General features: G+C 63.1%; 19 protein-coding genes and 1 pseudogene. 9 read left to right on the top strand and 11 right to left on the bottom strand.

All coding sequences use genetic code 11. The annotated features are described in order from the left end of the window. Nucleotides 1-321: pseudogene (locus tag Q1V51_RS11015) on the top strand (penicillin-binding protein); the annotation flags it as partial. Here the strand turns inward: Q1V51_RS11015 and Q1V51_RS11010 are convergent. Next, nucleotides 255-1124, bottom strand: coding sequence for an ion transporter (locus Q1V51_RS11010; RefSeq protein WP_300556284.1), 870 nt, complete (start codon nt 1122-1124; stop codon nt 255-257). The pseudogene Q1V51_RS11015 and the gene Q1V51_RS11010 sit on opposite strands and share 67 nt — an antisense overlap. A gap of 99 nt (nt 1125-1223) precedes the next feature. Here Q1V51_RS11010 and Q1V51_RS11005 point away from each other — a divergent pair, with 99 nt between their 5' ends. Next, the gene (locus tag Q1V51_RS11005) at nt 1224-1601 is read left to right on the top strand and encodes a PAN domain-containing protein (protein WP_300556282.1); all 378 of its coding nucleotides are present in this window, start codon (nt 1224-1226) and stop codon (nt 1599-1601) included. Between the two features lie 83 nt (nt 1602-1684). Beyond that, complete coding sequence (locus tag Q1V51_RS11000; protein WP_300556280.1) at nt 1685-2767, top strand: DUF2336 domain-containing protein; 1083 nt, start codon at nt 1685-1687, stop codon at nt 2765-2767. On the opposite strand, the gene Q1V51_RS10995 is transcribed toward Q1V51_RS11000, so the two are convergent. From Q1V51_RS10995 to Q1V51_RS10980, 4 genes are read right to left on the bottom strand one after another with little or no spacing between them, the layout of a single operon-like run. Next, the gene (locus tag Q1V51_RS10995) at nt 2764-3933 is read right to left on the bottom strand and encodes a mechanosensitive ion channel family protein (RefSeq protein WP_300556278.1); all 1170 of its coding nucleotides are present in this window, start codon (nt 3931-3933) and stop codon (nt 2764-2766) included. The genes Q1V51_RS11000 and Q1V51_RS10995 overlap by 4 nt on opposite strands. Next, nucleotides 3930-5537, bottom strand: a complete 1608-nt coding sequence (locus Q1V51_RS10990) for a peptide chain release factor 3 (protein ID WP_300556276.1) — start codon at nt 5535-5537, stop codon at nt 3930-3932. Before Q1V51_RS10990 ends, Q1V51_RS10995 begins: the two co-directional genes overlap by 4 nt. Nucleotides 5538-5593: 56 nt before the next feature. After that, nucleotides 5594-6007, bottom strand: a complete 414-nt coding sequence (locus tag Q1V51_RS10985; RefSeq protein WP_300556274.1) for a hypothetical protein — start codon at nt 6005-6007, stop codon at nt 5594-5596. 51 nt (nt 6008-6058) lie between these two features. Further along, nucleotides 6059-6394: a DUF1491 family protein gene (locus tag Q1V51_RS10980; protein WP_300556272.1), complete on the bottom strand. Its 336-nt coding sequence runs from the start codon at nt 6392-6394 to the stop codon at nt 6059-6061. 57 nt (nt 6395-6451) lie between these two features. Here Q1V51_RS10980 and Q1V51_RS10975 point away from each other — a divergent pair, with 57 nt between their 5' ends. After that, the gene (locus Q1V51_RS10975) at nt 6452-8122 is read left to right on the top strand and encodes a cellulose biosynthesis cyclic di-GMP-binding regulatory protein BcsB (protein ID WP_366522740.1); all 1671 of its coding nucleotides are present in this window, start codon (nt 6452-6454) and stop codon (nt 8120-8122) included. 46 nt (nt 8123-8168) lie between these two features. Beyond that, nucleotides 8169-9092 (top strand): hypothetical protein, encoded by a 924-nt coding sequence (locus Q1V51_RS10970; protein ID WP_300556270.1) that lies wholly within the window; start codon nt 8169-8171, stop codon nt 9090-9092. A gap of 2 nt (nt 9093-9094) precedes the next feature. Here Q1V51_RS10970 and Q1V51_RS10965 read toward each other — a convergent pair whose 3' ends face one another. Beyond that, nucleotides 9095-10825, bottom strand: coding sequence for a HAMP domain-containing sensor histidine kinase (locus tag Q1V51_RS10965; RefSeq protein WP_300556268.1), 1731 nt, complete (start codon nt 10823-10825; stop codon nt 9095-9097). Between the two features lie 192 nt (nt 10826-11017). Between Q1V51_RS10965 and Q1V51_RS10960 the strand changes: the two genes are divergently transcribed. The 3 genes from Q1V51_RS10960 to Q1V51_RS10950 all read left to right on the top strand — a co-directional run bounded on the left by Q1V51_RS10960 (nt 11018) and on the right by Q1V51_RS10950 (nt 13000). Then, nucleotides 11018-12004, top strand: coding sequence for a hypothetical protein (locus Q1V51_RS10960; protein WP_300556266.1), 987 nt, complete (start codon nt 11018-11020; stop codon nt 12002-12004). 230 nt (nt 12005-12234) lie between these two features. Continuing rightward, nucleotides 12235-12501, top strand: a complete 267-nt coding sequence (locus Q1V51_RS10955; protein WP_300556264.1) for a hypothetical protein — start codon at nt 12235-12237, stop codon at nt 12499-12501. 85 nt (nt 12502-12586) lie between these two features. Next, a complete protein-coding gene (locus Q1V51_RS10950; protein WP_300556262.1) occupies nt 12587-13000 on the top strand; it encodes a SufE family protein in 414 nt (137 codons plus the stop codon). Here Q1V51_RS10950 and Q1V51_RS10945 read toward each other — a convergent pair. Continuing rightward, on the bottom strand, nt 12997-13332 hold the full coding sequence (locus Q1V51_RS10945) for a metalloregulator ArsR/SmtB family transcription factor (RefSeq protein ID WP_300556260.1): 336 nt from the start codon (nt 13330-13332) through the stop codon (nt 12997-12999). The genes Q1V51_RS10950 and Q1V51_RS10945 overlap by 4 nt on opposite strands. 83 nt (nt 13333-13415) lie before the next feature. Here Q1V51_RS10945 and Q1V51_RS10940 point away from each other — a divergent pair, with 83 nt between their 5' ends. Further along, on the top strand, nt 13416-14786 hold the full coding sequence (locus Q1V51_RS10940) for an alginate export family protein (protein ID WP_300556258.1): 1371 nt from the start codon (nt 13416-13418) through the stop codon (nt 14784-14786). On the opposite strand, the gene Q1V51_RS10935 is transcribed toward Q1V51_RS10940, so the two are convergent. The 4 genes from Q1V51_RS10935 to Q1V51_RS10920 form a co-directional block, all read right to left on the bottom strand. Continuing rightward, a complete protein-coding gene (locus Q1V51_RS10935) occupies nt 14783-15493 on the bottom strand; it encodes a DUF6456 domain-containing protein (RefSeq protein WP_300556257.1) in 711 nt (236 codons plus the stop codon). The two genes, Q1V51_RS10940 and Q1V51_RS10935, sit on opposite strands and share 4 nt — an antisense overlap. Then, entirely contained in the window at nt 15490-15843 is a 354-nt protein-coding gene (locus Q1V51_RS10930; RefSeq protein WP_300556256.1) for a helix-turn-helix domain-containing protein, read from the bottom strand. The genes Q1V51_RS10935 and Q1V51_RS10930 overlap by 4 nt, the downstream gene beginning before the upstream one ends. Before the next feature lie 154 nt (nt 15844-15997). Further along, a complete protein-coding gene (locus Q1V51_RS10925; protein ID WP_300556255.1) occupies nt 15998-17737 on the bottom strand; it encodes a Na(+)/H(+) antiporter subunit D in 1740 nt (579 codons plus the stop codon). Next, nucleotides 17730-18038: a hypothetical protein gene (locus Q1V51_RS10920; protein ID WP_300556253.1), complete on the bottom strand. Its 309-nt coding sequence runs from the start codon at nt 18036-18038 to the stop codon at nt 17730-17732. Before Q1V51_RS10920 ends, Q1V51_RS10925 begins: the two co-directional genes overlap by 8 nt. Nucleotides 18039-18129: the final 91 nt, after the last annotated feature.

Here is an 18129-nt window from a genome sequence, read left to right as displayed (position 1 = left end):
GCCGCCGGCGGCAAGACCGGCACCAGCCAGTCCTTCCGCGATGCCTGGTTCATCGGCTTCACCGCCGATTACACCGCCGGGGTCTGGGTCGGCAATGATGATGACAGCCCGATGCAGGACGTCACCGGTGGTGGCCTGCCGGCGCAGATCTGGCAGCGCTTTATGCTGGATGTGCATGAAGGTCTGCCCGTCAGCCCGCTCAGCGCCGCAGCGCCGCGTACCCGCTCAGAACGTGAAGAGCGCCTAGCGGCGTTCTATTCAGATTTGTCGGACGCGTTTTCCGACCTGCTCGAACCCTCGCCCCGCTCCAGCGAGGACTGAAGCATCTGCCCCAGCGCGCGCACTTCAGCGCGCAGGTCGGCCAGTTCGCGGCGCAATTCCTCACGCTCGGAATGCGCTTCGGCGTCGCGCAGATCCTCATCGTCGAAATGTTTGGCCTGCAGGCTGTCGACAATGATGGCGATAAACAGGTTGAGCACGGCGAAACTGGTCAGGACGATGAACACCAGGAAAAAGGCCCAGGCCCAGGGATGATGTTCACGGACCGGGTTCTGCACTTCCGTGGCCCAGCCCTCCAGCGTCATCACCTGGAACAGGGTGATGGCACTTTCACCCAGCGTGCCGAAGAGTTCCGGATTGGTCTCGCCGAAGAGTTTCGCGGCCATCACCGAGGAGACGTAGAACATCAGCGCCAGAACCGCGATGATCGCCCCCATGCCCGGAATGGCCCGCAAAAGGGCCTCAACCACCTTGCGCATTTCCGGCATGACCGAGAACAGACGGAAGGCGCGCAGGATGCGCAGGGCCCGCAGCACCGAAAAGCCGCCCGCATCGGGCAGGATCGACACGGAAATCACGACGAGGTCGAACCAGTTCCAGCCGGAATAGAAGAAGCGATGCCGGTAGGCGATCAGCTTCAGGGCGATCTCGAAGACAAAGACAGAGACGACAATACGGTCGACAATCGGCAGGCCCTTGGTGAACCAGTCACCATCATAGGGATAGGTCTCCAGGCCCAGCGTGACGGCGTTGAAGGTGATCAGAGCGAGAATGAAATTGCGGAAGCCGGCGCTTTCCACGAAAGCAATCAGCCGATCATTCCAGCCATCGGTCTTGGTGGTCATTGATTTCCCCATGCGAGGGCCATGAATTATCGCCGGATCAAGACAAGTTCAACGGGCATTTGAACCCTTTTTTAGCCCGCTCGCGGCAAGATGGGGAGTATGAGACAGACCCTGATCCTGATTGCGATTTTGATCACCGGCGCCGGCCCCGCCCTGGCCCAGAGCGGTGAAGGCCATGCCCGTCACGGCGCCGTTTATGAGCGGATCGACATGGATGCCGGCACCGTCGAGGCCTGTTCCGCGCTGTGCGACCGCGACGGGCGCTGCCAGGCCTGGAGCTATGCCCGCGCCGGCCTGATGGAACCCTATCCGCAATGCGCCCTTCTCAGCGCCGTCTCCACCCCGATCGCCCAGCCCGGCTACACGACCGGGCTATCGACCCGACTGTCCGAGCGCATCAGCGCCGCGGTCGAGCGTCCGCTGAGCGAAAGCGAGCTGATCGCCCTGCGCGCCACCTATGCGCCCTATCAGCGCTGAAATGAACAATTTGCACGACCCCGCGCACCCTTTTTTTACCTGGCTATGAGACGGTCATCACCAAGCACGGAGCGGAATTGGGCATGGCAGTCGTCAGCAAGTTGAATAATCTGGCCGAGCTGGCGAAGGAAAAGTCCTCCGAGCGCCGCCGTGCCCTCTTGCGCGAAGTGACTGATCTCTTCTTCGACGAACCCCCGGCCCGCGACTCCACCGTGTCCCAGCGCTTCGAGGATGTGCTCACCAGCTTGGCTGAGCAGACCGCCGAGGAAGCACGGGTCGAGTTGTCCGAGCGTTTTGCCGAGACCGACATGGCGCCCAAGGGCCTGGTGCTGAAACTGGCGCAAGATGCCATCGAGGTCGCCGCACCGATCCTGGCCAAGTCTTCCGTGCTCGAAGAACAGGACCTGATCGAGATCGCGGAAACCGGTCAGCAGACCCACCTGAAAGCCATTTCCCAGCGTGACAGCGTCTCCGAGCGCCTGTCCGACACCATTGTCCGCCGCGGCGATGATCACACCGTGGCCAGCCTGATCCGCAATGACGGGGCGCAGATCTCGCGCCAGACCTTCGAGGTGGTCTCCGAACGCGCGGAAAGCTCGCCAGTCCTGCAAGAGCCAATGGTTGAACGGGCCGACACCCCCAATGACCTGCTCGCCGACCTGATGCTGACGGTGGAGAACAATCTGCGCGAACGCATTGTCGAGCGTTTCGACCAGGTCGACCCCAAGGTTCTCGAACATGCCATGGCCGCCTCACGCGCCCGCCTCGCCGCCCGACTCGAGGAAGACCGCGAACTGGAAGACGCGCGCAAACAGATCCAGGCGCTCAAATTGCGCAAACAGCTCGACGGTGCCCAGCTCGCCCGCCTGTTGCGCGAACGCCAGTTGATGACATTCTATGTCGGATTCTCCGAAATGACCGGCGTCGACATCGTCGCGGCCCGCCGCGCTATCGAACAGGATTGCGTCGATCCGCTGGCCCTGATCTGCAAGGCCGCCGGCTTCGACAAAGCCCTCTTCGTCACCCTCGCCGTCCTGCGCGGCGCCGCCAATGCCGAAGCCTTTTCGGACGCGAAAGAACTCGGCCGTCTGTATGAGCGGATCACGCTGGAAGACGCCGAACGGGCCATGCGCTTCTGGCGCCTGCGCCGAGATGTGGCGGCCTAGGCCTCAGCCTTCTCATTCGGCGGATTGAAGATCTCCGCGCCGCTTTCCAGATAGACACTGGTCGAGGGGAAGGCGAAGTCGGTCCCGGCGTCCTCGACGATTTCCTTGATCTTGAAGGCCAGGTCTTCCTTCAGCCGCAGCCATTCGCCCCAATTGGTCGTCTTGGTGAAGCAATACAGCATGAAATCGATCGAGCTGTCGCCGAAACGATCGACCCGCATGAAGGTCGAGACCTCCGGCGGATGCGCGTATTCGGGATGGGTCAGGACATAGTCCAGTACCTGGTCCCGGATCTGTTGGAGCTGCTCGATCGAGGTGTCATAGCGCACACCAATGATCCAGTAGGTCCGGCGGTGGGTCATGCGGGAGAAATTGGTGACCGCATTATCGGCCAGTTTCGCATTGGGCACATAGACCGGGCCCTTGTCGAAACGGCGCACCAGGGTGGAGCGGAAATTGACCTCTTCCACCGTTCCCTCGACAACGCCGTCCACCTTGATCCAATCGCCGGGCAGGAAACGTTTCTCGGTCAGGATCAACAGGCCGGCTATGAGGTTCTTGAACAGGTCCTGGGCGCCCAGGCCAACAGCCACGCCAAACAGGCCGAGACCGGCGACGATCGGGCCGACGGATATACCCCAGAGCTCGAGAATGGCGGCCGCACCTACGATGATGAAGATGATACGCAGCGCCTTGGTCATCCAGTCCAGCATCAGCGGCGTCAGCGTGTTCTGCAGACCCTTGAACAGATGCATGACCGGATCGACCGCATTATGCAGCGCCCAGAATATCGCGATCGTGATCAAGGTCCGGATGATGTTCTCGCCGTCATTGATCAGAAAGGCGCCCTCATCCGCTGCCCCGGCCTGCAATGTGTTGAGCGCAAAGAAGAGCGCGATGATCACCGGCACGAGTTTCAGCGGCCCCGCGAGCGCATCAACCACCGCATCATCAAGCTTGTTCTCGCTCTTCTGCGCCATGCGGCGCAGGGAGGCCACGAGCCAGCTGGCGATCAGTCCGCGCAGGGACAGGCCGATAATCAGGATGAATACCGCGGACAGGCCATGCCCGACGCTGACACCGAGGAAGGAGCTGGCCCAGACGTCCTGGGTAATGCTCCAGAGCTGGTCGAGGTCGGTGGCGAAACCTTCAGCCTGCGTCGTCATGCAGAACGCTCCTTGGCCCGGTGGAAGCTGACATCGGGGAATTTCTCCTCCGAATAGGAAACTTCCCATGCACTCTTGGCAAGAAAGACCGGGTCACCATTGATGTCCTCGGCCATGGCCGATTTGTGCCGATCGGCGAAGGCTTCGATCTTGGCGTCTTCGCCGCCGAGCCAGCGCGCGGTCTCATAGGGGGCCGGTTCGAAATCGACTTCAAGGCCGTATTCCGCCGCCACGCGCTCACGCATCACGTCAATCTGCAGCGCGCCCACAGCACCAACAACGAAATCACCGCCCATGACCGGACGGAAGAGCTGGGTGACGCCCTCCTCGGCCAGGCTCTCCAGCGCCTTCTTGAGATGCTTGGCCTTGAGCGGATCAGCCAGGCGGGCCCGGCGCAGGATTTCCGGGGCGAAATTGGGAATACCGGAAAAGCGGATCTTGCCGCTCTCCGACAGGCTGTCGCCAACCCGCAGCGTGCCGTGATTGGGCACGCCCATGACGTCGCCGGCAAAGGCCTCGTCGGCGATCTCACGATCCTGCGCGAAGAACAGGGTCGGAGAGGAAACGGTAAGCTGTTTGCCGGTCTCCGTCTTCAGCTTCATGCCGCGTTTGAACTTGCCTGAACACAGGCGCACGAAGGCGACGCGGTCTCGGTGGTTCGGGTCCATATTGGCTTGGACCTTGAACACGAAGCCGGCGACTTCCTTGCCGCCCGGTTCCACCTCGCCGGCCTTGCCGGAGATATCCGCCGCAACCGATGCCGGGCCAGGAATATTGTCGGCCAGACCGTCGAGCAATTCATGCACACCGAAACCGCGCAGGGCCGAGCCGAAGAAGACGGGCGTCAGATGGCCTTCCAGAAAGCTCTGCATCTTGAAAGGCGGGCACAATTCCTTGGCCACTTCCGCCCCTTCGCGCACCTCGTCCATCTCGTCCTCGGAGAGGATTTCGGAAATCATGTTGGAGCTGAGATCAACGACCTCGCTGGGCTGGCCCGCCTCACGCTCCTGACCCGGACGCTGATAGACGTGGAAACCGTCATCGGCCAGATCCAGAACGCCCTTGAAGCGGTTGCCCGAACCGACCGGCCATTGCATCGGCGTCGTGTCCAGCGCCAGTTTTTCCTGGATGTCTTCCAGTAGTTCAATCGGGTCGAGCGCCTCGCGGTCCATCTTGTTGATGAAGGTGACGATCGGGATGTCGCGCAGGCGGCAGACCTCAACCAGTTTCAGCGTCCGCGGCTCCACCCCCTTGGCCGCATCGAGCACCATGATGGCACTGTCGGCGGCCGTGAGCGTGCGATAGGTGTCCTCGGAGAAATCCTCGTGACCTGGCGTATCAAGCAGGTTGAACAATAGCCCGCGATGCTCATAGGTCATCACCGAGGCGGAAACCGAGATACCGCGCTCCTGCTCGATCTTCATCCAGTCCGACTGCGTGCGGCGGTTTTCGCCCCGCGCACGCACCTGGCCGGCCAGGCGGATCGCTCCGGCAGACAGGAGCAGGGTTTCCGTCAGCGTGGTCTTACCGGCGTCCGGATGAGAGATGATGGCGAAGGAACGGCGGCGAGCCCATTCCGGGTCGCCCGGGGCGGGAGTGGTCATGGATCGGTGGGTCCGGGATCGGTGAAATCAAACTGCAAGCCGCCCGGTTAGCCCGATCAGTGTGCGCTGTGCAAGTTTTCAGTGACGCGAAACCAGACCTCGTGATTGATCTCGTCGACCGTGAGAACGTCATGGTTCTGCTGGCGCCAGAGATAGGCCAGCGTTGTGATCGGCACATTGGCAAAGCGCAGGCCGACATCATCGGGGCCCTCCGCACCCTGCGGCCGCACCGCGAGTATCGCATTGGCCCCCGGCGCCCGATAGCTGATCAGGGCGCAGAAATAGCGCGTCCGCTCAAACTTGGTGTGCGCCATATTGGGATCGACATAGACCGCCTCGCGCAGCAACTCGGTCAGGTGTGCCGGCGTCAGGGTCTCGAATTGCGAGACCGGCAAGGGAATCGATCCGTCTCTCAACAGTGAGCTGACATCTCCCAGCTCGAAAACGACATCGTTGAACAGGAACAACATCACTAAAGGCCTTCAAGAGTTCGATTGCTCGCAAAACTAAGCCGGGATTCGTTAATGCTCCTCAACCGGCTCGGTTAAAAAATGACGTCCCTGGCGATCCTCGATCTCGATCAACCACAAATCGGGGTCGTCCTCGCAGCGCTCTCGGCAGTATGCATCGACCGTCGGCTCATCCGGCTCGCCCTTGCGGAATCGAATCCATAAACGCTCACCCACTTCGTCCCGGACCGGGACATAAAGCACGCATTCTGTCCTGGACTGCACGACCTTTACGAGTACCGCCCCGGCGTCCTCGTCTCCCCGGCGAATCACATAAGCGGCGGCCAAACCTGATTCAGCCCGCCTTATCAGGGCTTCCACCCAAAAAATTGCCTTCAGTCGACTCATTTTCGTTGCTGGCCGCGCAATTGCTTAATAATCTGTGAATGGGTGAGGGAGTATTACATGTCAGTACGAGTGGTGTGCGCCGCACTGTCGTGGTGGGCTGTTATGGCTGGTGCAGCCGTGGCTGTCGAGGGCGATGCAGCGGGCGAGGCTGAGGTTTTGGGGACCGCAGCCGAGCAAGCCATCTACACAGAGGAGCGTTCCTTGTCGGATTTGCAGTCCGGTATGACCGCTTTCGTTCTGTCCCCCTCCCAAAATCAGCAAACGGTTTCATTCACTTTGCCGCCGAATGCGGATGCCACGGAGGCGTGGTTAAACTTGGCTGCACGCCCGGCCAGCGAGGCCACGACCGGCCGCATCCATGTATCGCTCAATGGTGGAGAAAGTATCGTCATCCGTCCGCAGGCGCGGGCGATGGAGGCGCGATTCGCGCTCTACTCTGACGATGTCCGTCCCGGCGAAAATACCCTGGAGATCGCCTTCACCTCCGATAGCGCCACGGCGGGCTGGATCGTCGATGCCAGCCGCTCACAGCTGCGCCTGTCGATTCAGCGCCTAGAACAGCTTGGTTCTCTCGGTCAGCTGGAAGAAGCTCTGGGGTCGGATTTTGCGGCCCTGCGCCGGGTGGCCCTGGTCACCGAAGACAATGCCGAACGCCCGACCGTGGAGGGCCTCGCCGCGCAGGCCGTTGCCCTGCGCGCCGGCCACGTCCCGCTCTTCGGCGGCGACACGGAAAATGCCGACCTTGTCGTGCGCATTGCGCAATATGAATCGCTGAGCGAGGCCGATCAGGCGCTGCTGCGCCATGATGGCCGTGCCATCGGTCCGGAAATCGCCTTCTCCGGCGGCGAAACGCCGCGCATCGTGGTCACCGGCCGCAATATTGAGGAAACCACTGCGGCCGTCCGCCTGCTCGCGGCGCGCTCGTTTGAAAACCAGGGTGCCAGCTTCATCGCTGCCAACGCTCTCTCTGCCCGTCAGCTCGGTGCACCGCAGGCGCGCGATGCCCGCAATCTGAGCCAGGACGCGGATCTGCGCATGTTCGCCAGCTCGGCCCTGCCATTCAGCGCCGACCAGGGTGCGCGCACCGCCGTGCAGCTGGTCGCCAACGATGATGCGACCCGTTATGGCGCCCTCTCCGTCCTCGCCCGCGCCTCTCTGTCCGGTGGTGAAGCCTGGCTCTACGCCTGGTATGGCGACGGGTCCGTCGAGGCTCCAGCCAACCATAATCTCCTGGTCATCGGTCCGGACAGCACCCAGTTTGACGAGATTGACCGCAATGCACCGGCTGAACTTCGTGCTGCCCTGCGCGCGGCTGAACGCAGCCAGGGCCAGCGCGGCCTGATGCGTCTGGCCGCTGCGGCCTATGCCGATGCCGGCGATGAAAGCGAGGGCGTCAATATCGGGGTCGCTTCGCTGTTCGAGGACCGCAATCAGACCGGCCGCTGGATCGCCACCATGACGGCTCCGGAGCCGGCCTCTTTCGAAGCGGCGGGTCGCTCACTGGCCCGCTCGGATCTGTGGAGTGCGCTGGAAGGCCGCGCGGCCGTGTGGAGCACGCGCGGTGTCACGCCGATCGATTTCCGCGTCACCGCCCCGAGCTGGCAGGAACGTCTGCGCGAGTTCGCGCTCGACCATACGCGCGACGCCGCCTTCGTTCTGTTCGGCCTGGCCTTCTTCATGCTGATGCGCGGCATGTGGTATCGTCGTCGCCGCGTTCACGCGTCGTAAAACCGGACTTGCTATGATTGGCTCCTCGCAATTGCGCGGAGTGAGCATGCGTAGAGTGATCACAGCCATGATGGCTGCCGCAGCGGGCCTGTCCGCTGCCAGCGCCCAAGACGCCGCCGATGTCTTCGGTGAGCGCGCCATGGCGCTGGCCCTCAATTCCCAGTGCGCGATGTTCACCGACAGCCAGTCCGCCGTGCTGGAAGCCTCCTTCCTGCAGGCTCGCAACACGCTTTTGCGCGCCGGTACCCATCCGGGCCAGCTCGATGCGGTACAGACTGATATCCAGCGCGAAGCGGCGCGCAAACCCTGTAATGCGCCCGAGATCATCACCCTGCGCGAAACGGTTCTGTCTGCCTATGACGCCTACAGCCGGCGGCTGCGCCAGGAGTTTCCCGGCGGCACTTTCGGTTGGAGTGCCCGTCGGCCGACCGGGTTCGAGACGCCGGAATGGCTGATCCACCAGGACACCGGCACGGTCCAGGCCGGCATCGCCCGCATTGATGGAGCAAACCATCTCGCCATCACCATTCCCGGTTCCGGTGACTTCACGTCGGCGGTGATGATCCTGCGCGATCCGGCGCGGGAGCCCGGCCTGTATGATCCCACGCTCGGCGGCATGTTCGCCATGCCTGAAGGGGCAGAATGGGTGAGATGGTCCGCGCCCGATTATGCCATGACGCGGGTCTGGGCCTCCGGCCGTCTTGATGCCGATACCGCCATGGCACTGTCAGGCTCGCAAGAGGAAGCGCAGGAAAGCTTCGGTTATCGCTTTGGCGAGCGGGCGCTGGAGGCCGTGCTCGAGCGCGACCCGCGCGAAGCTGTTCGCATTGATTTCCTCAACCGGCGCGGTGAACGCGTTCTGTCACACTATTTCGAGATTGCTGACTTCGCAGCGGCGATGGCTTTCCTGCGGGCAGGTGAAGACCGGGCGGCCGCAATGGGTGCGACAGAAGGCGGGGCGACCCGCTAGCGTCAGCCGGTCGAGACCAGACCGTTGGAAGCTTTCTGAGCCCGCTCGATCTGCTTGTGCACATCCAGCCGCTCAGCCTCGCTGACCACCTCGCCTAGGACATCCGCCAGTACAGGCAGGGTCACCGTGACCGTGGTGCCGACACCCTTGCGGCTGGCAATGCTCATCGTGCCGCCATGCAGCTCCGCCAGGGCGCGCACGAGCGACAGGCCGAGACCGGTGCCGCGGTTCTCGATATCGCGGGCATTGCCGGCCTGGCGATAGGGCTGGCCGAGCAGTTCGGCGTCTTCCTGGTCGAGACCGACACCACTATCTCCGACAGCGAGCACGAGGTTGGAGCCGAGCGCTCGCGCCATGACCACGACGGCGCCGCCATGCGGGGTGAACTTCACGGCGTTGGATAACAGGTTGAGCAGGATCTGACGCACCGCCTTGCGGTCGGCATTGACTTCAATGGGCTGATCAATCGGGTCAATCGACAGGGTCAGACCGCCCTCCTCTGCCTGCAGGCGCATCATCTTGGCGGCCACGGCGACGACCTCGCCGACATCGAAACGCTCCTCGACCAGCTCATAGCGGTCGGCCTCGATCTTCGACATGTCGAGCACATCGCCGATCAGCTCCATCAGGTGCTGGCCGCTTTCATGGATCAGGTCGGCGTATTCGGCATAGCGCGCGGGCAACGGCCCGAAGAGCCGTGTCTTCATGACGTCGGAGAAGCCGATAATCGCATTCAGCGGCGTGCGCAGTTCATGGCTGACCGAGGCAAGGAATTGTGACTTGGCGCGGGCATCGTCGAGCGCTTCCTGGCGCGCCTGCGCCGCTTCACGCAAGGCGTCCTCCACGGTGACCGAATTATCGCGGGTCAGGGCCGCAACAGCCCCCCCCGGGATCGGTGCGGCATCGAGGCGAACGGTTTCCGGACGGCCGCGCGCACCGCGCACGGTGAGAAGGTCAGTCAGTGGACCCGCGGCCGCCCGACGCGTGGCCGAGGCGAGATGGACGCGATCTTCCTCGTCAAAGCCGATATCGGAAACCGGCAGATTGTCGATCGAAGGCGGCAGCCCCGGCGAGAGATCGCGCATTCCGCTGGACGCGGCGAGGATATTGCCTTCATGGTCGCATGCGATCAGAGCTGACGGCGCCGCATCAAAGGCCGCTGTGCGGGCGCGGCCACGCTCGGCCTCGGCCTCGACCCGGTCGGTCTTGCGGATCGCGCGCAGCGCCGCGCAGGCGAAGCCATAGGCGACCATCAGGACGAGACCGAAGACAAAGGGCAGGTGCGCCGCCACCATTTCCGGGGCGGGCCGGATGAAACCGGCCGCATGCAGGCCCAGCGTCACCAAGGCGGCAGCCCCGGACACGGCCCCCGCCTTGATGATGGCGTCACGATCCCCGCTCGCTGCGGCCACGGCCGGCGGCAGAAGGAAGACCAGCACACCCAGGCCGAGCACGCCCCCGCCGGAGGCGGTCGCACCGACCGCGAGCGAGGTCCACAACATGGCGATTATGAAGCGTTCGAAAGCGCGGCCCATGCGCGGGCGAAGGATCAGACCGGCAATCGCCGGAAAGGCAATCGCGGTCATGCCGGCCACAGACAGCCAGGCCGGCAGGGTCAATTGCGGCCATAACTGCACCGCTGCCCAAGCAACGGTCGCCAACCAGATCAGGTTGACAACGGGGCCGCCACGGCGGGCGATCCAGAGAGATATATCGCGCTTAGGCTTGTCCATGATCCAGTCGTCGCGACTCATTCATAAGGGTTAAGATCAAACTCAGCCTCAGGGGTTAACAAACCCTGAATCGTAAACTTCTCGCGTTTACGAATGCGAATTGGAAAGCGCGCATGAACAATTCATGATTCGAGGCTTGGAGTGAAACCCGGGCCGGGGCAGTATGCCCCCACCGCGTTCTTGGAGAGCCTCATGTTCGTCACGTTTCTGTCCAGCCTTGCCTTGACTGCTGCCGCTCAGGACGTCGCCGAGGATGCCCCCATCCTGCAGCTCGAAGCGCCTGCGGCCGAGCCGGTTTCGGCCCTGGTCGACACCGCAGAGGATTATGCCGCCTATCACAGCGTAATCGCCGATCTGCGCGATGCGCCCATCGGTTCGGCCAATGATCTCGACAGCGCCATGGACCGGCTCACTACTTTCTATAGCGACGAACGCCTGGTCCGCGCCTGGATCGCCTACACCGCCATGATCGCTGCACGCCACCCGGAATATCTCGATGATGTGCGCGAGCTGGCCGATTATTACGGCCCGCAGGCCGCCATGTCCGGTCTGATGTATGATCCGGCCTATGCCACCAGCTTCACCCATTCCGCCGACGCCCAGGCCTCCGTCGTCGACGCCCTTGATCGCGACACGGCGCAGATCCGCGAAGTCTCCGAACGCTATCGCGCCGCCGCCTATGACCTGCAGACCGGCAATGACGGCCGCTGGGCCCGGGTCCGGGCCCGGGACCGCCAGGACCGGCTCGATGCCATCACCAATGCCGGCGAGCGCGAAATTGCCCTTGATGCCGACATTTCCAGCCTCGTGACCAGCGGCATGGCGGCCTCGGAACTGTTTCAGCCGACCTCCGCCGAATTTGAGACCGAGTCGATGACGCCGCAGCTCAGCCTCACCGTTGGTGAAACCAGGGCCAATCCGGACCGGACCCGTATCGGCCGCATTCTCTCCGTCGCCGCGCTGGAGGATTTGTCCACTGATCCGCAGCGATCCTCAGACGTGATCGATGCGCTCCTGTCCGATCCGGTGGTCGAGCGCTGCCTCGCCTGGGTGCGCCTGGACCTGCAGCAATGCGTCGCCGCCGGTCACTACAAGTATGAAGACAGCTTCTGCATCGCCGAGCATGCCCTGCTCGATGTCAGCCGCTGTCTCGGCGCTTCCACCGGCACGCCAAACTAGACACCTCAAGGACAGCCGGGTTTATGCCCCGATCCTGTCCCAGCCCGGGACAAGATAAAATTGCGCATAAATTTTAGACAAAAAACCTGATCCAGATTTGTACGCTATTTCCGCTAGCCCTTTGATTCGCGTGCAATTGCGTAGTGTTTTGCCTAGCCTCTATCCTGCAAAGAAGAAGAACAGCTGTCCCAAAGGGGTGACCCGCCGGGATCAAGCTGTCGAGAGGTTGGATGATGATGTTCGTTATTCGCGCCGCTTTCTGGCTCGCCATTGTCAGCGTCTTCGTGCCGTCGGACTTCGCCGGGGCACAGATCGACATGCCGTTCGAGATCAATGAAGCGACAACGATCGATCTGAATGCCGACGGCTGGTGTGCCGAGAATGCCGAGATTTGCCGAGCGGGTGAGGAAGCCCTGCAGTTCGGCGGCTTCCTGGCCGACATTGCCGTGGACCGGATCGACGCCGCGATCGAGGCGCACAACGATACGGAGGGCTAACCCCCTCCCCATCGCGGCGACGCGCCGCAGCATTCAGGCGCAGCAAGGGCTTGCGCCCGCCGCGTGACCGCACTAGGTCCGCGGCATGACCGATCTTTCCATCCAGGACACCGTTGAAGACCTCGTTGACGAGTTTGACCTGCTCGACGACTGGGAACAGCGCTATCGCTATCTCATCGACATGGGCAAGGCCCTGCCGGAACTCCCCGAGGCCGAGCGCACCGAAGACACGCGCGTGAAGGGTTGTGTCAGCCAGGTCTGGCTGATCGAGGAGCGAGACGGCGAGAAACACATCTTCCGCGCCGACAGCGATGCCCACATCGTCCGCGGCCTGGCCGCGCTGCTGGTCCGGCTTTATTCCGGCCGTACCGGCGAGCAAATCCGCTCGATTGATGCGCGCGATGTGCTCAAGCGCATCGGCCTGGCCGAGCATCTCTCACCGCAACGCTCAAATGGGCTCGCCTCGATGATTGGACGCATTCAGGCGGCGGCAGGTTAGACGCCGGCGGGCTCTGCGCGCCGTGCGACAACACCGCAAACTTCCGGATGGCCCTGGCAGCACTCATCAACAAGAAAACCCACCGTCGCTGCCGTAGCGCCGATGCGCACGGCATAGATGCGTGAGCGGCCTTCGCGGCGGGCCTCGATCAGACCGGCCTGGCTCAGCGTATTGAGATGGGCGGACAGGTTATTCGGCGCGACCTGAAGCGCCTCGGCGAGCACGCCCGCTGCCAGCCCGTCCGGACCGGTCTGCATCAGGCGGCGGAAAAGGCGCAGCCGGGTCGGGTGAGCCAGCGCAGAAAAACGCTCGGCCGCAGTCCGGTCATCCATCAAAAATCCCCCAATTCACTTCAACACTCGTTGAATTGAAATTCCATTCACCTTATAACCGCTCCGATTGACGGGGGGTAGTCATGTTTTCGATCCGCGCATTTTGCCGCGCCGCTGTCTGGGCGCTGCTCGGTACCGCTGTGACCATGCCAGTCCTGGCGCAGGACGGCTTTTCTTTGAGCGGGGAAGCGCGGGCGCGCTATGAAAGCCTGGACGGCCAGTTCCGCGCCGGACGGTCCGGCAGCGACCAGGCGCTTTTCCTACGCACGCTCGTTCATGGCCGCTATGAAGCGGACGGTTTCGCCTTCGGAATCGAGCTGCAGGACAGCCGCGCCTATCTCGATGATGAAGGCACGCCGCTCTCGGCCAGCTATGTCAATCCGCTCGATATTCTCCAGCTTTACGCCGAGACCCCCGCGGCCGGCCTTCTCGGCCCGGGCTGGACCGGCGCGCTGCGCCTGGGCCGGCAGACTGTTTCCATCGGCTCGAAACGCCAGATCGAGCGGGTCAGCTATGCCAATGTGATCAAGAGCTATACCGGCGCCCACTACACCAGCCGCACGGATGCGGGTGATGAGTTCCACCTCCTTGCCGTCGTGCCGCTCTCGCGCCAGCCGTCAGACCGTGGCCTGATCGGCGACAACACCTTGTCGGGCGATGAGGAACAGTGGAACCGGCAGATCTGGGGCGTGCATTATCGCGATGCCAACGCCTTTCCCGGCTGGGCCGAGGACATTATGGCCGAGGCTTTCATCTATGGCCTGAGCGAGCGCGACAGCAGCGATTTCTCCACGCCCAACCGGCAATATACGGCGCCGGGCTTCAGGCTCTACCGCCGCCCCCAGACCGGACAGTGGGATATGGATATTGAAGGCGTCTGGCGCTTTGGCAGCCGCCGCGCGACCAGCTCTGCCAGCGACACTGACGACCTCGATGTCAGCGCCACCATGTTGTTCGCCGCTGCCGGCTACACCTTCGATGCGCCCTGGAAGCCGCGCCTGGCGCTGGAATACTATTGGGCCAGCGGCGATGACGATCCCAATGATGAGAATTTCGACCAGTATGAGCGCCTGTTCGGCTCGCGTCGCACCGATCTCAACAATACCAGCCTGCACGGCCCGCTGACCCCGGCCAACCTGTCTGCGCCCGGCGTGCGCCTTGAACTCGATCCCGGCCCGCGCTGGTCGGCGCGAGTGCATTACTCCCACGCCAGCCTCGCGAGCGAGACCGATAGTTGGGTCATCGCCAAGCTGCGTGATCCATCCGGTCAGTCCGGCAATGTGATCGGCCAGACGATTGATAGCCGCGTGGTCTATGATCTGGTGCCGGAGAGGCTGGAATTGGAGCTGGGCGCCTCGGTCTTCCTGCCCGGCGCGTTTGCCGACAACGCCCCGGCCAGCCCGGCACCGGATGAGACGCTGTTCGGCTATGCCCAGGTGGCCTGGCGTTTCTAGGTTTCGGCGTAATGCCGAGCCAAGGCATCGAGCGCTCGCGCCAGTACGGCCCGTCCCGATCGCGCCTTCCAGCCAAAGCGGCGCTCCAGGCTCGCCAGGCTTTCCTCGCGCACCAGCGCCGCCATGAGAACGGCTTCATCGCGTTTTCCGGCTACCGCCAGAGCCCGCATGACCCGCTCCTTGGCCCGGATCCGCGCGAGGCTGGCTTCGGCCTGCCCCCCGGCACTGCCGGGTTTACGGGCCAGCGCATCGACAGACCAGTTACGGGTAACCGGCGCGATCAAGCTGGAGCGATGGTAATCGGCGAGAAATCGTTCCCCGGCCTGGCGCTGGCGCTCGCTCAATACGGCTGCAAGGCGCCCGAGCGGGCTCTCAAACGCATTAGCGCTCGCCTGGGTAAGCTGTCCGGCGCGGTCGATCAGGCTGCGCGTCACCATGTGACGGTGCTGCGCCGCATAGCTCTGTGACCCGCCCAGAGTCCGGCTGACTGCCGCGCGGCCCAGCGGGCTCAAGCGGAAATGCGCGCCCTCCGGTTCGACCCGTCCGGCCTTCAGGGCGGCATCGAGCGCGGCGCGGTCCAACCTGGCCAGTGGGCGGCGCCGGCGATCACCGGCGGGGAAGACGCCATAGCGGTCTTCAGCCCTCGTCAGCGGCCAGAGCTCGGCCCCGGGCCGGGCCAGGCATCGCTCCCAGCGCGGCAGACTCATCGGCTACCCTCGCCGGCCCCTTCCGGCCAGGGCGCTGCGCGCAGGCAGGCCTCAAGCTGTTCCAGACAGGTATCGAAGGCGTGGTCATCACGCTCATCTTCGATCCGGTGGCAGGCATAAGCTGCCGTGGAGCGATCGCGGCCGAAGGCATGGGCCACACGTGTCAGGGGCAGACCGAAAGCGATATGGGCCAGATACATGGCCACCTGGCGGGCAAAGGCCGCCTCGCGGGACGACCGGGTCGGCGCCACGACCTCTTGGGGTGCGACGCCGAAACTGAAGGCAACGGCACTGGCGGCCAGCTGCGCACAGGCGCGGTCTCGGCTGACCCGGCTCGACGGTTCGATCATCCTGCTCTCCCTTGCGGCGGCGAAGCGTGTGCTTCGCCGGACCATGCTAGGAGGCTACGCCCTGGTGGGGATAATATTCCTACGGGATACGCAAATCCACAAAATACACTCATAAGGTGTATTTTGTGGATTCGAGCGCTAAACCCCGGAAATCTTAGGGTGCGAGATAGGCAATCAGCAGGACGATCGCCAGCAGCGCACTGGTCCAGATCGCCAGCAGACCACTGGGGATATCCCGGCTCAGGGCACCAATAGGACTAAAGGCCTGGAACATGCGTCCACCCAGCTTGCGGCCGACCGCATTGATCACATTGCCGATGGCCGCCGTGAGACGGTCCATCATGGCCCAGATCCAGCGCAGGGCCCCATCGCCGAAGCGGCGATAGACCCAGTCGGAATCGACATTTTCCGACCGCTTCTCCTCCGGATAAAGCCCGAAACGGACCAGGAGGGTGAAGGCGAACATGGCCCCCAATAGGAGCTGCATCTGTCCGACGATGTGGTCGAACGTATAGGGCTCGTAGTAGAGCGCCGCCTCCGGGAAGGGCAGCATCTCGTAGAGATTGCCGTAGAAAATGCCGAACCACAGGCACAGCGCCGCCGCCAGGAACATGGCGATCAGCATATTGGCCGGAGCTTCGCGCACACGCAGACCGCGGTCATGGGCGAAGAAGGCGAAGTACGGGATCTTGATGCCGGAGTGTTCGAGCACGCCGGCTGAGGCAAAGATCAGGACGAACCAGACAATGACGTGCCCTTCCTGGGCCACGGCAGCCAGGGTCAGCGCCTTGGCCACAAAACCGGAAAACAGCGGGAAGGCCGAGATCGAGGCGGCGCCGATGAGGCAGAAGACCGCCGTCGCCGGCATCGACTTGAACAGCCCGCCCAGCTCGGAGGCTTTCACCGTCCCCACACGCAGCAACACCGCGCCCATGCTCATGAACAGGAGTGCCTTGTAGATGATGTGCACAAAGGCGTGCGCGGCGGCACCATTGAGCGCCAGCTCGGTGCCGACGCCGACACCGACGACCATGAAGCCGAGCTGGTTGTTGAGCGAATAGGCCAGCACCTTGCGCAGATCGTTCTCGACCACGGCGAAGAAGACCGGGAAGGCCGTCATCACGGCGCCGATATAGATCAGGATATCCGTGCCCGCATAACCCCGCGCAAGGGCATAGACCGCCAGCTTGGTGGTGAAGGCGGAGAGCACGACCGCGCCGGTAATGGTCGCCTTGGGATAAGCGTCCTGCAGCCAGTTGTGCAGCAGCGGGAAGGCGCATTTGATACCAAAGGCGAGGAAGATCAGGAAACCGCCCGTGGTCTCGATGCTCAAGGTCTCGTCAAAGGCCCAACTGCCGGTCTCGCTGGCGCGGATCACTGCACCGGCCAGGAGCAGAACGCCTGAGAGGATGTGGATCGCCAGATAGCGCAGGCCGGCCTTGTAGGCGGCATTGTTGCGCGAACCCCAGATCAAGAAGACCGAAGAGATCGCCGTCAGTTCCCAGAAGAAGAACAGCGTCAGCAGATCACCGGCAAAGACGGCACCCAGGCCAGCACCGGCATAGATCATGCCCATCGTGTCGGCGAGCCGGTCCTTCTCGTGCAGGCCGTAAATCGCATTGATGAAGGCCGCGATGATGAAGACCAGGCCCCAGATCCGGCTTAGCGGATCATAGCGAAAGGTCTCCAGGGTGAAACCGCCGAATTCGATAATGCCATAGGTGCCCGGGGCTGCCGGGTTGAACCAGAGGACCAGCGCCATAACCGGCACGGCCAGGGCCAGCGCCTTGCGCAGGGTGAAATTGGGGATGATGGCAGCGATCAGACCGCCAATGATCACCGGCCAGGCCGGTGAGATATGCGCCAGGGCCTCGATGTGGAAAGCCTCAATCATCATGGCTCTCCTTGTCCCAGTAGTTTTCTTCGCGGCCGAGGAATTTGCGGATGCCGAACCAGCCGATCATCACGGCAGCGACAAAGGAGGCAAAACCCCACCAGGCGTAAAAGCCGTAGGTCTCGGCAAAGGGCACGTATTCATGGCGGTGATGGAAGAAATCCACCCCGGCGAAGGCCAGCGCCAGAAGACCGAACACCCAGATCATCGCCGATTTCAGCCACGGGGCATCGAGCCACAGGAAGGGCCGAGCCACCGGGTGGATCAGCTCGTCGGACTTGTCCTTGCTTGGATCGCTCATTGGGCGCTCCCGGAAATCTCGACCGGCATGAAGACCGGCTGCAGATAGTCACGCAGCGGGCCGATCAGGAAGAAGAGGATGATGACGCCGG

Source organism: Maricaulis sp. (assembly GCF_030149235.1).
Classification (GTDB): domain Bacteria; phylum Pseudomonadota; class Alphaproteobacteria; order Caulobacterales; family Maricaulaceae; genus Maricaulis.
The sequence above is the reverse complement of the archived record's forward strand: the minus strand, read 5'-3'. Positions and strand labels throughout refer to the sequence as shown.

Excerpts from the sequence above, each read along its gene's own strand:
- Q1V51_RS10940 (WP_300556258.1), top strand. The coding sequence starts at position 13,416 with ATGTTTTCGATCCGCGCATTTTGCCGCGCCGCTGTCTGGGCGCTGCTC.
- Q1V51_RS10925 (WP_300556255.1), bottom strand. The coding sequence starts at position 17,737 with ATGATTGAGGCTTTCCACATCGAGGCCCTGGCGCATATCTCACCGGCC.
- Q1V51_RS10965 (WP_300556268.1), bottom strand. The coding sequence starts at position 10,825 with ATGGACAAGCCTAAGCGCGATATATCTCTCTGGATCGCCCGCCGTGGC.
- Q1V51_RS11005 (WP_300556282.1), top strand. The coding sequence starts at position 1,224 with ATGAGACAGACCCTGATCCTGATTGCGATTTTGATCACCGGCGCCGGC.
- Q1V51_RS11010 (WP_300556284.1), bottom strand. The coding sequence starts at position 1,124 with ATGACCACCAAGACCGATGGCTGGAATGATCGGCTGATTGCTTTCGTG.
- Q1V51_RS10920 (WP_300556253.1), bottom strand. The coding sequence starts at position 18,038 with ATGAGCGATCCAAGCAAGGACAAGTCCGACGAGCTGATCCACCCGGTG.
- Q1V51_RS10985 (WP_300556274.1), bottom strand. The coding sequence starts at position 6,007 with ATGTTGTTCCTGTTCAACGATGTCGTTTTCGAGCTGGGAGATGTCAGC.
- Q1V51_RS10930 (WP_300556256.1), bottom strand. The coding sequence starts at position 15,843 with ATGATCGAACCGTCGAGCCGGGTCAGCCGAGACCGCGCCTGTGCGCAG.
- Q1V51_RS10950 (WP_300556262.1), top strand. The coding sequence starts at position 12,587 with ATGACCGATCTTTCCATCCAGGACACCGTTGAAGACCTCGTTGACGAG.
- Q1V51_RS10955 (WP_300556264.1), top strand. The coding sequence starts at position 12,235 with ATGATGATGTTCGTTATTCGCGCCGCTTTCTGGCTCGCCATTGTCAGC.
- Q1V51_RS10975 (WP_366522740.1), top strand. The coding sequence starts at position 6,452 with ATGTCAGTACGAGTGGTGTGCGCCGCACTGTCGTGGTGGGCTGTTATG.
- Q1V51_RS10970 (WP_300556270.1), top strand. The coding sequence starts at position 8,169 with ATGCGTAGAGTGATCACAGCCATGATGGCTGCCGCAGCGGGCCTGTCC.
- Q1V51_RS10995 (WP_300556278.1), bottom strand. The coding sequence starts at position 3,933 with ATGACGACGCAGGCTGAAGGTTTCGCCACCGACCTCGACCAGCTCTGG.
- Q1V51_RS11000 (WP_300556280.1), top strand. The coding sequence starts at position 1,685 with ATGGCAGTCGTCAGCAAGTTGAATAATCTGGCCGAGCTGGCGAAGGAA.
- Q1V51_RS10980 (WP_300556272.1), bottom strand. The coding sequence starts at position 6,394 with ATGAGTCGACTGAAGGCAATTTTTTGGGTGGAAGCCCTGATAAGGCGG.
- Q1V51_RS10960 (WP_300556266.1), top strand. The coding sequence starts at position 11,018 with ATGTTCGTCACGTTTCTGTCCAGCCTTGCCTTGACTGCTGCCGCTCAG.
- Q1V51_RS10945 (WP_300556260.1), bottom strand. The coding sequence starts at position 13,332 with ATGGATGACCGGACTGCGGCCGAGCGTTTTTCTGCGCTGGCTCACCCG.
- Q1V51_RS10990 (WP_300556276.1), bottom strand. The coding sequence starts at position 5,537 with ATGACCACTCCCGCCCCGGGCGACCCGGAATGGGCTCGCCGCCGTTCC.
- Q1V51_RS10935 (WP_300556257.1), bottom strand. The coding sequence starts at position 15,493 with ATGAGTCTGCCGCGCTGGGAGCGATGCCTGGCCCGGCCCGGGGCCGAG.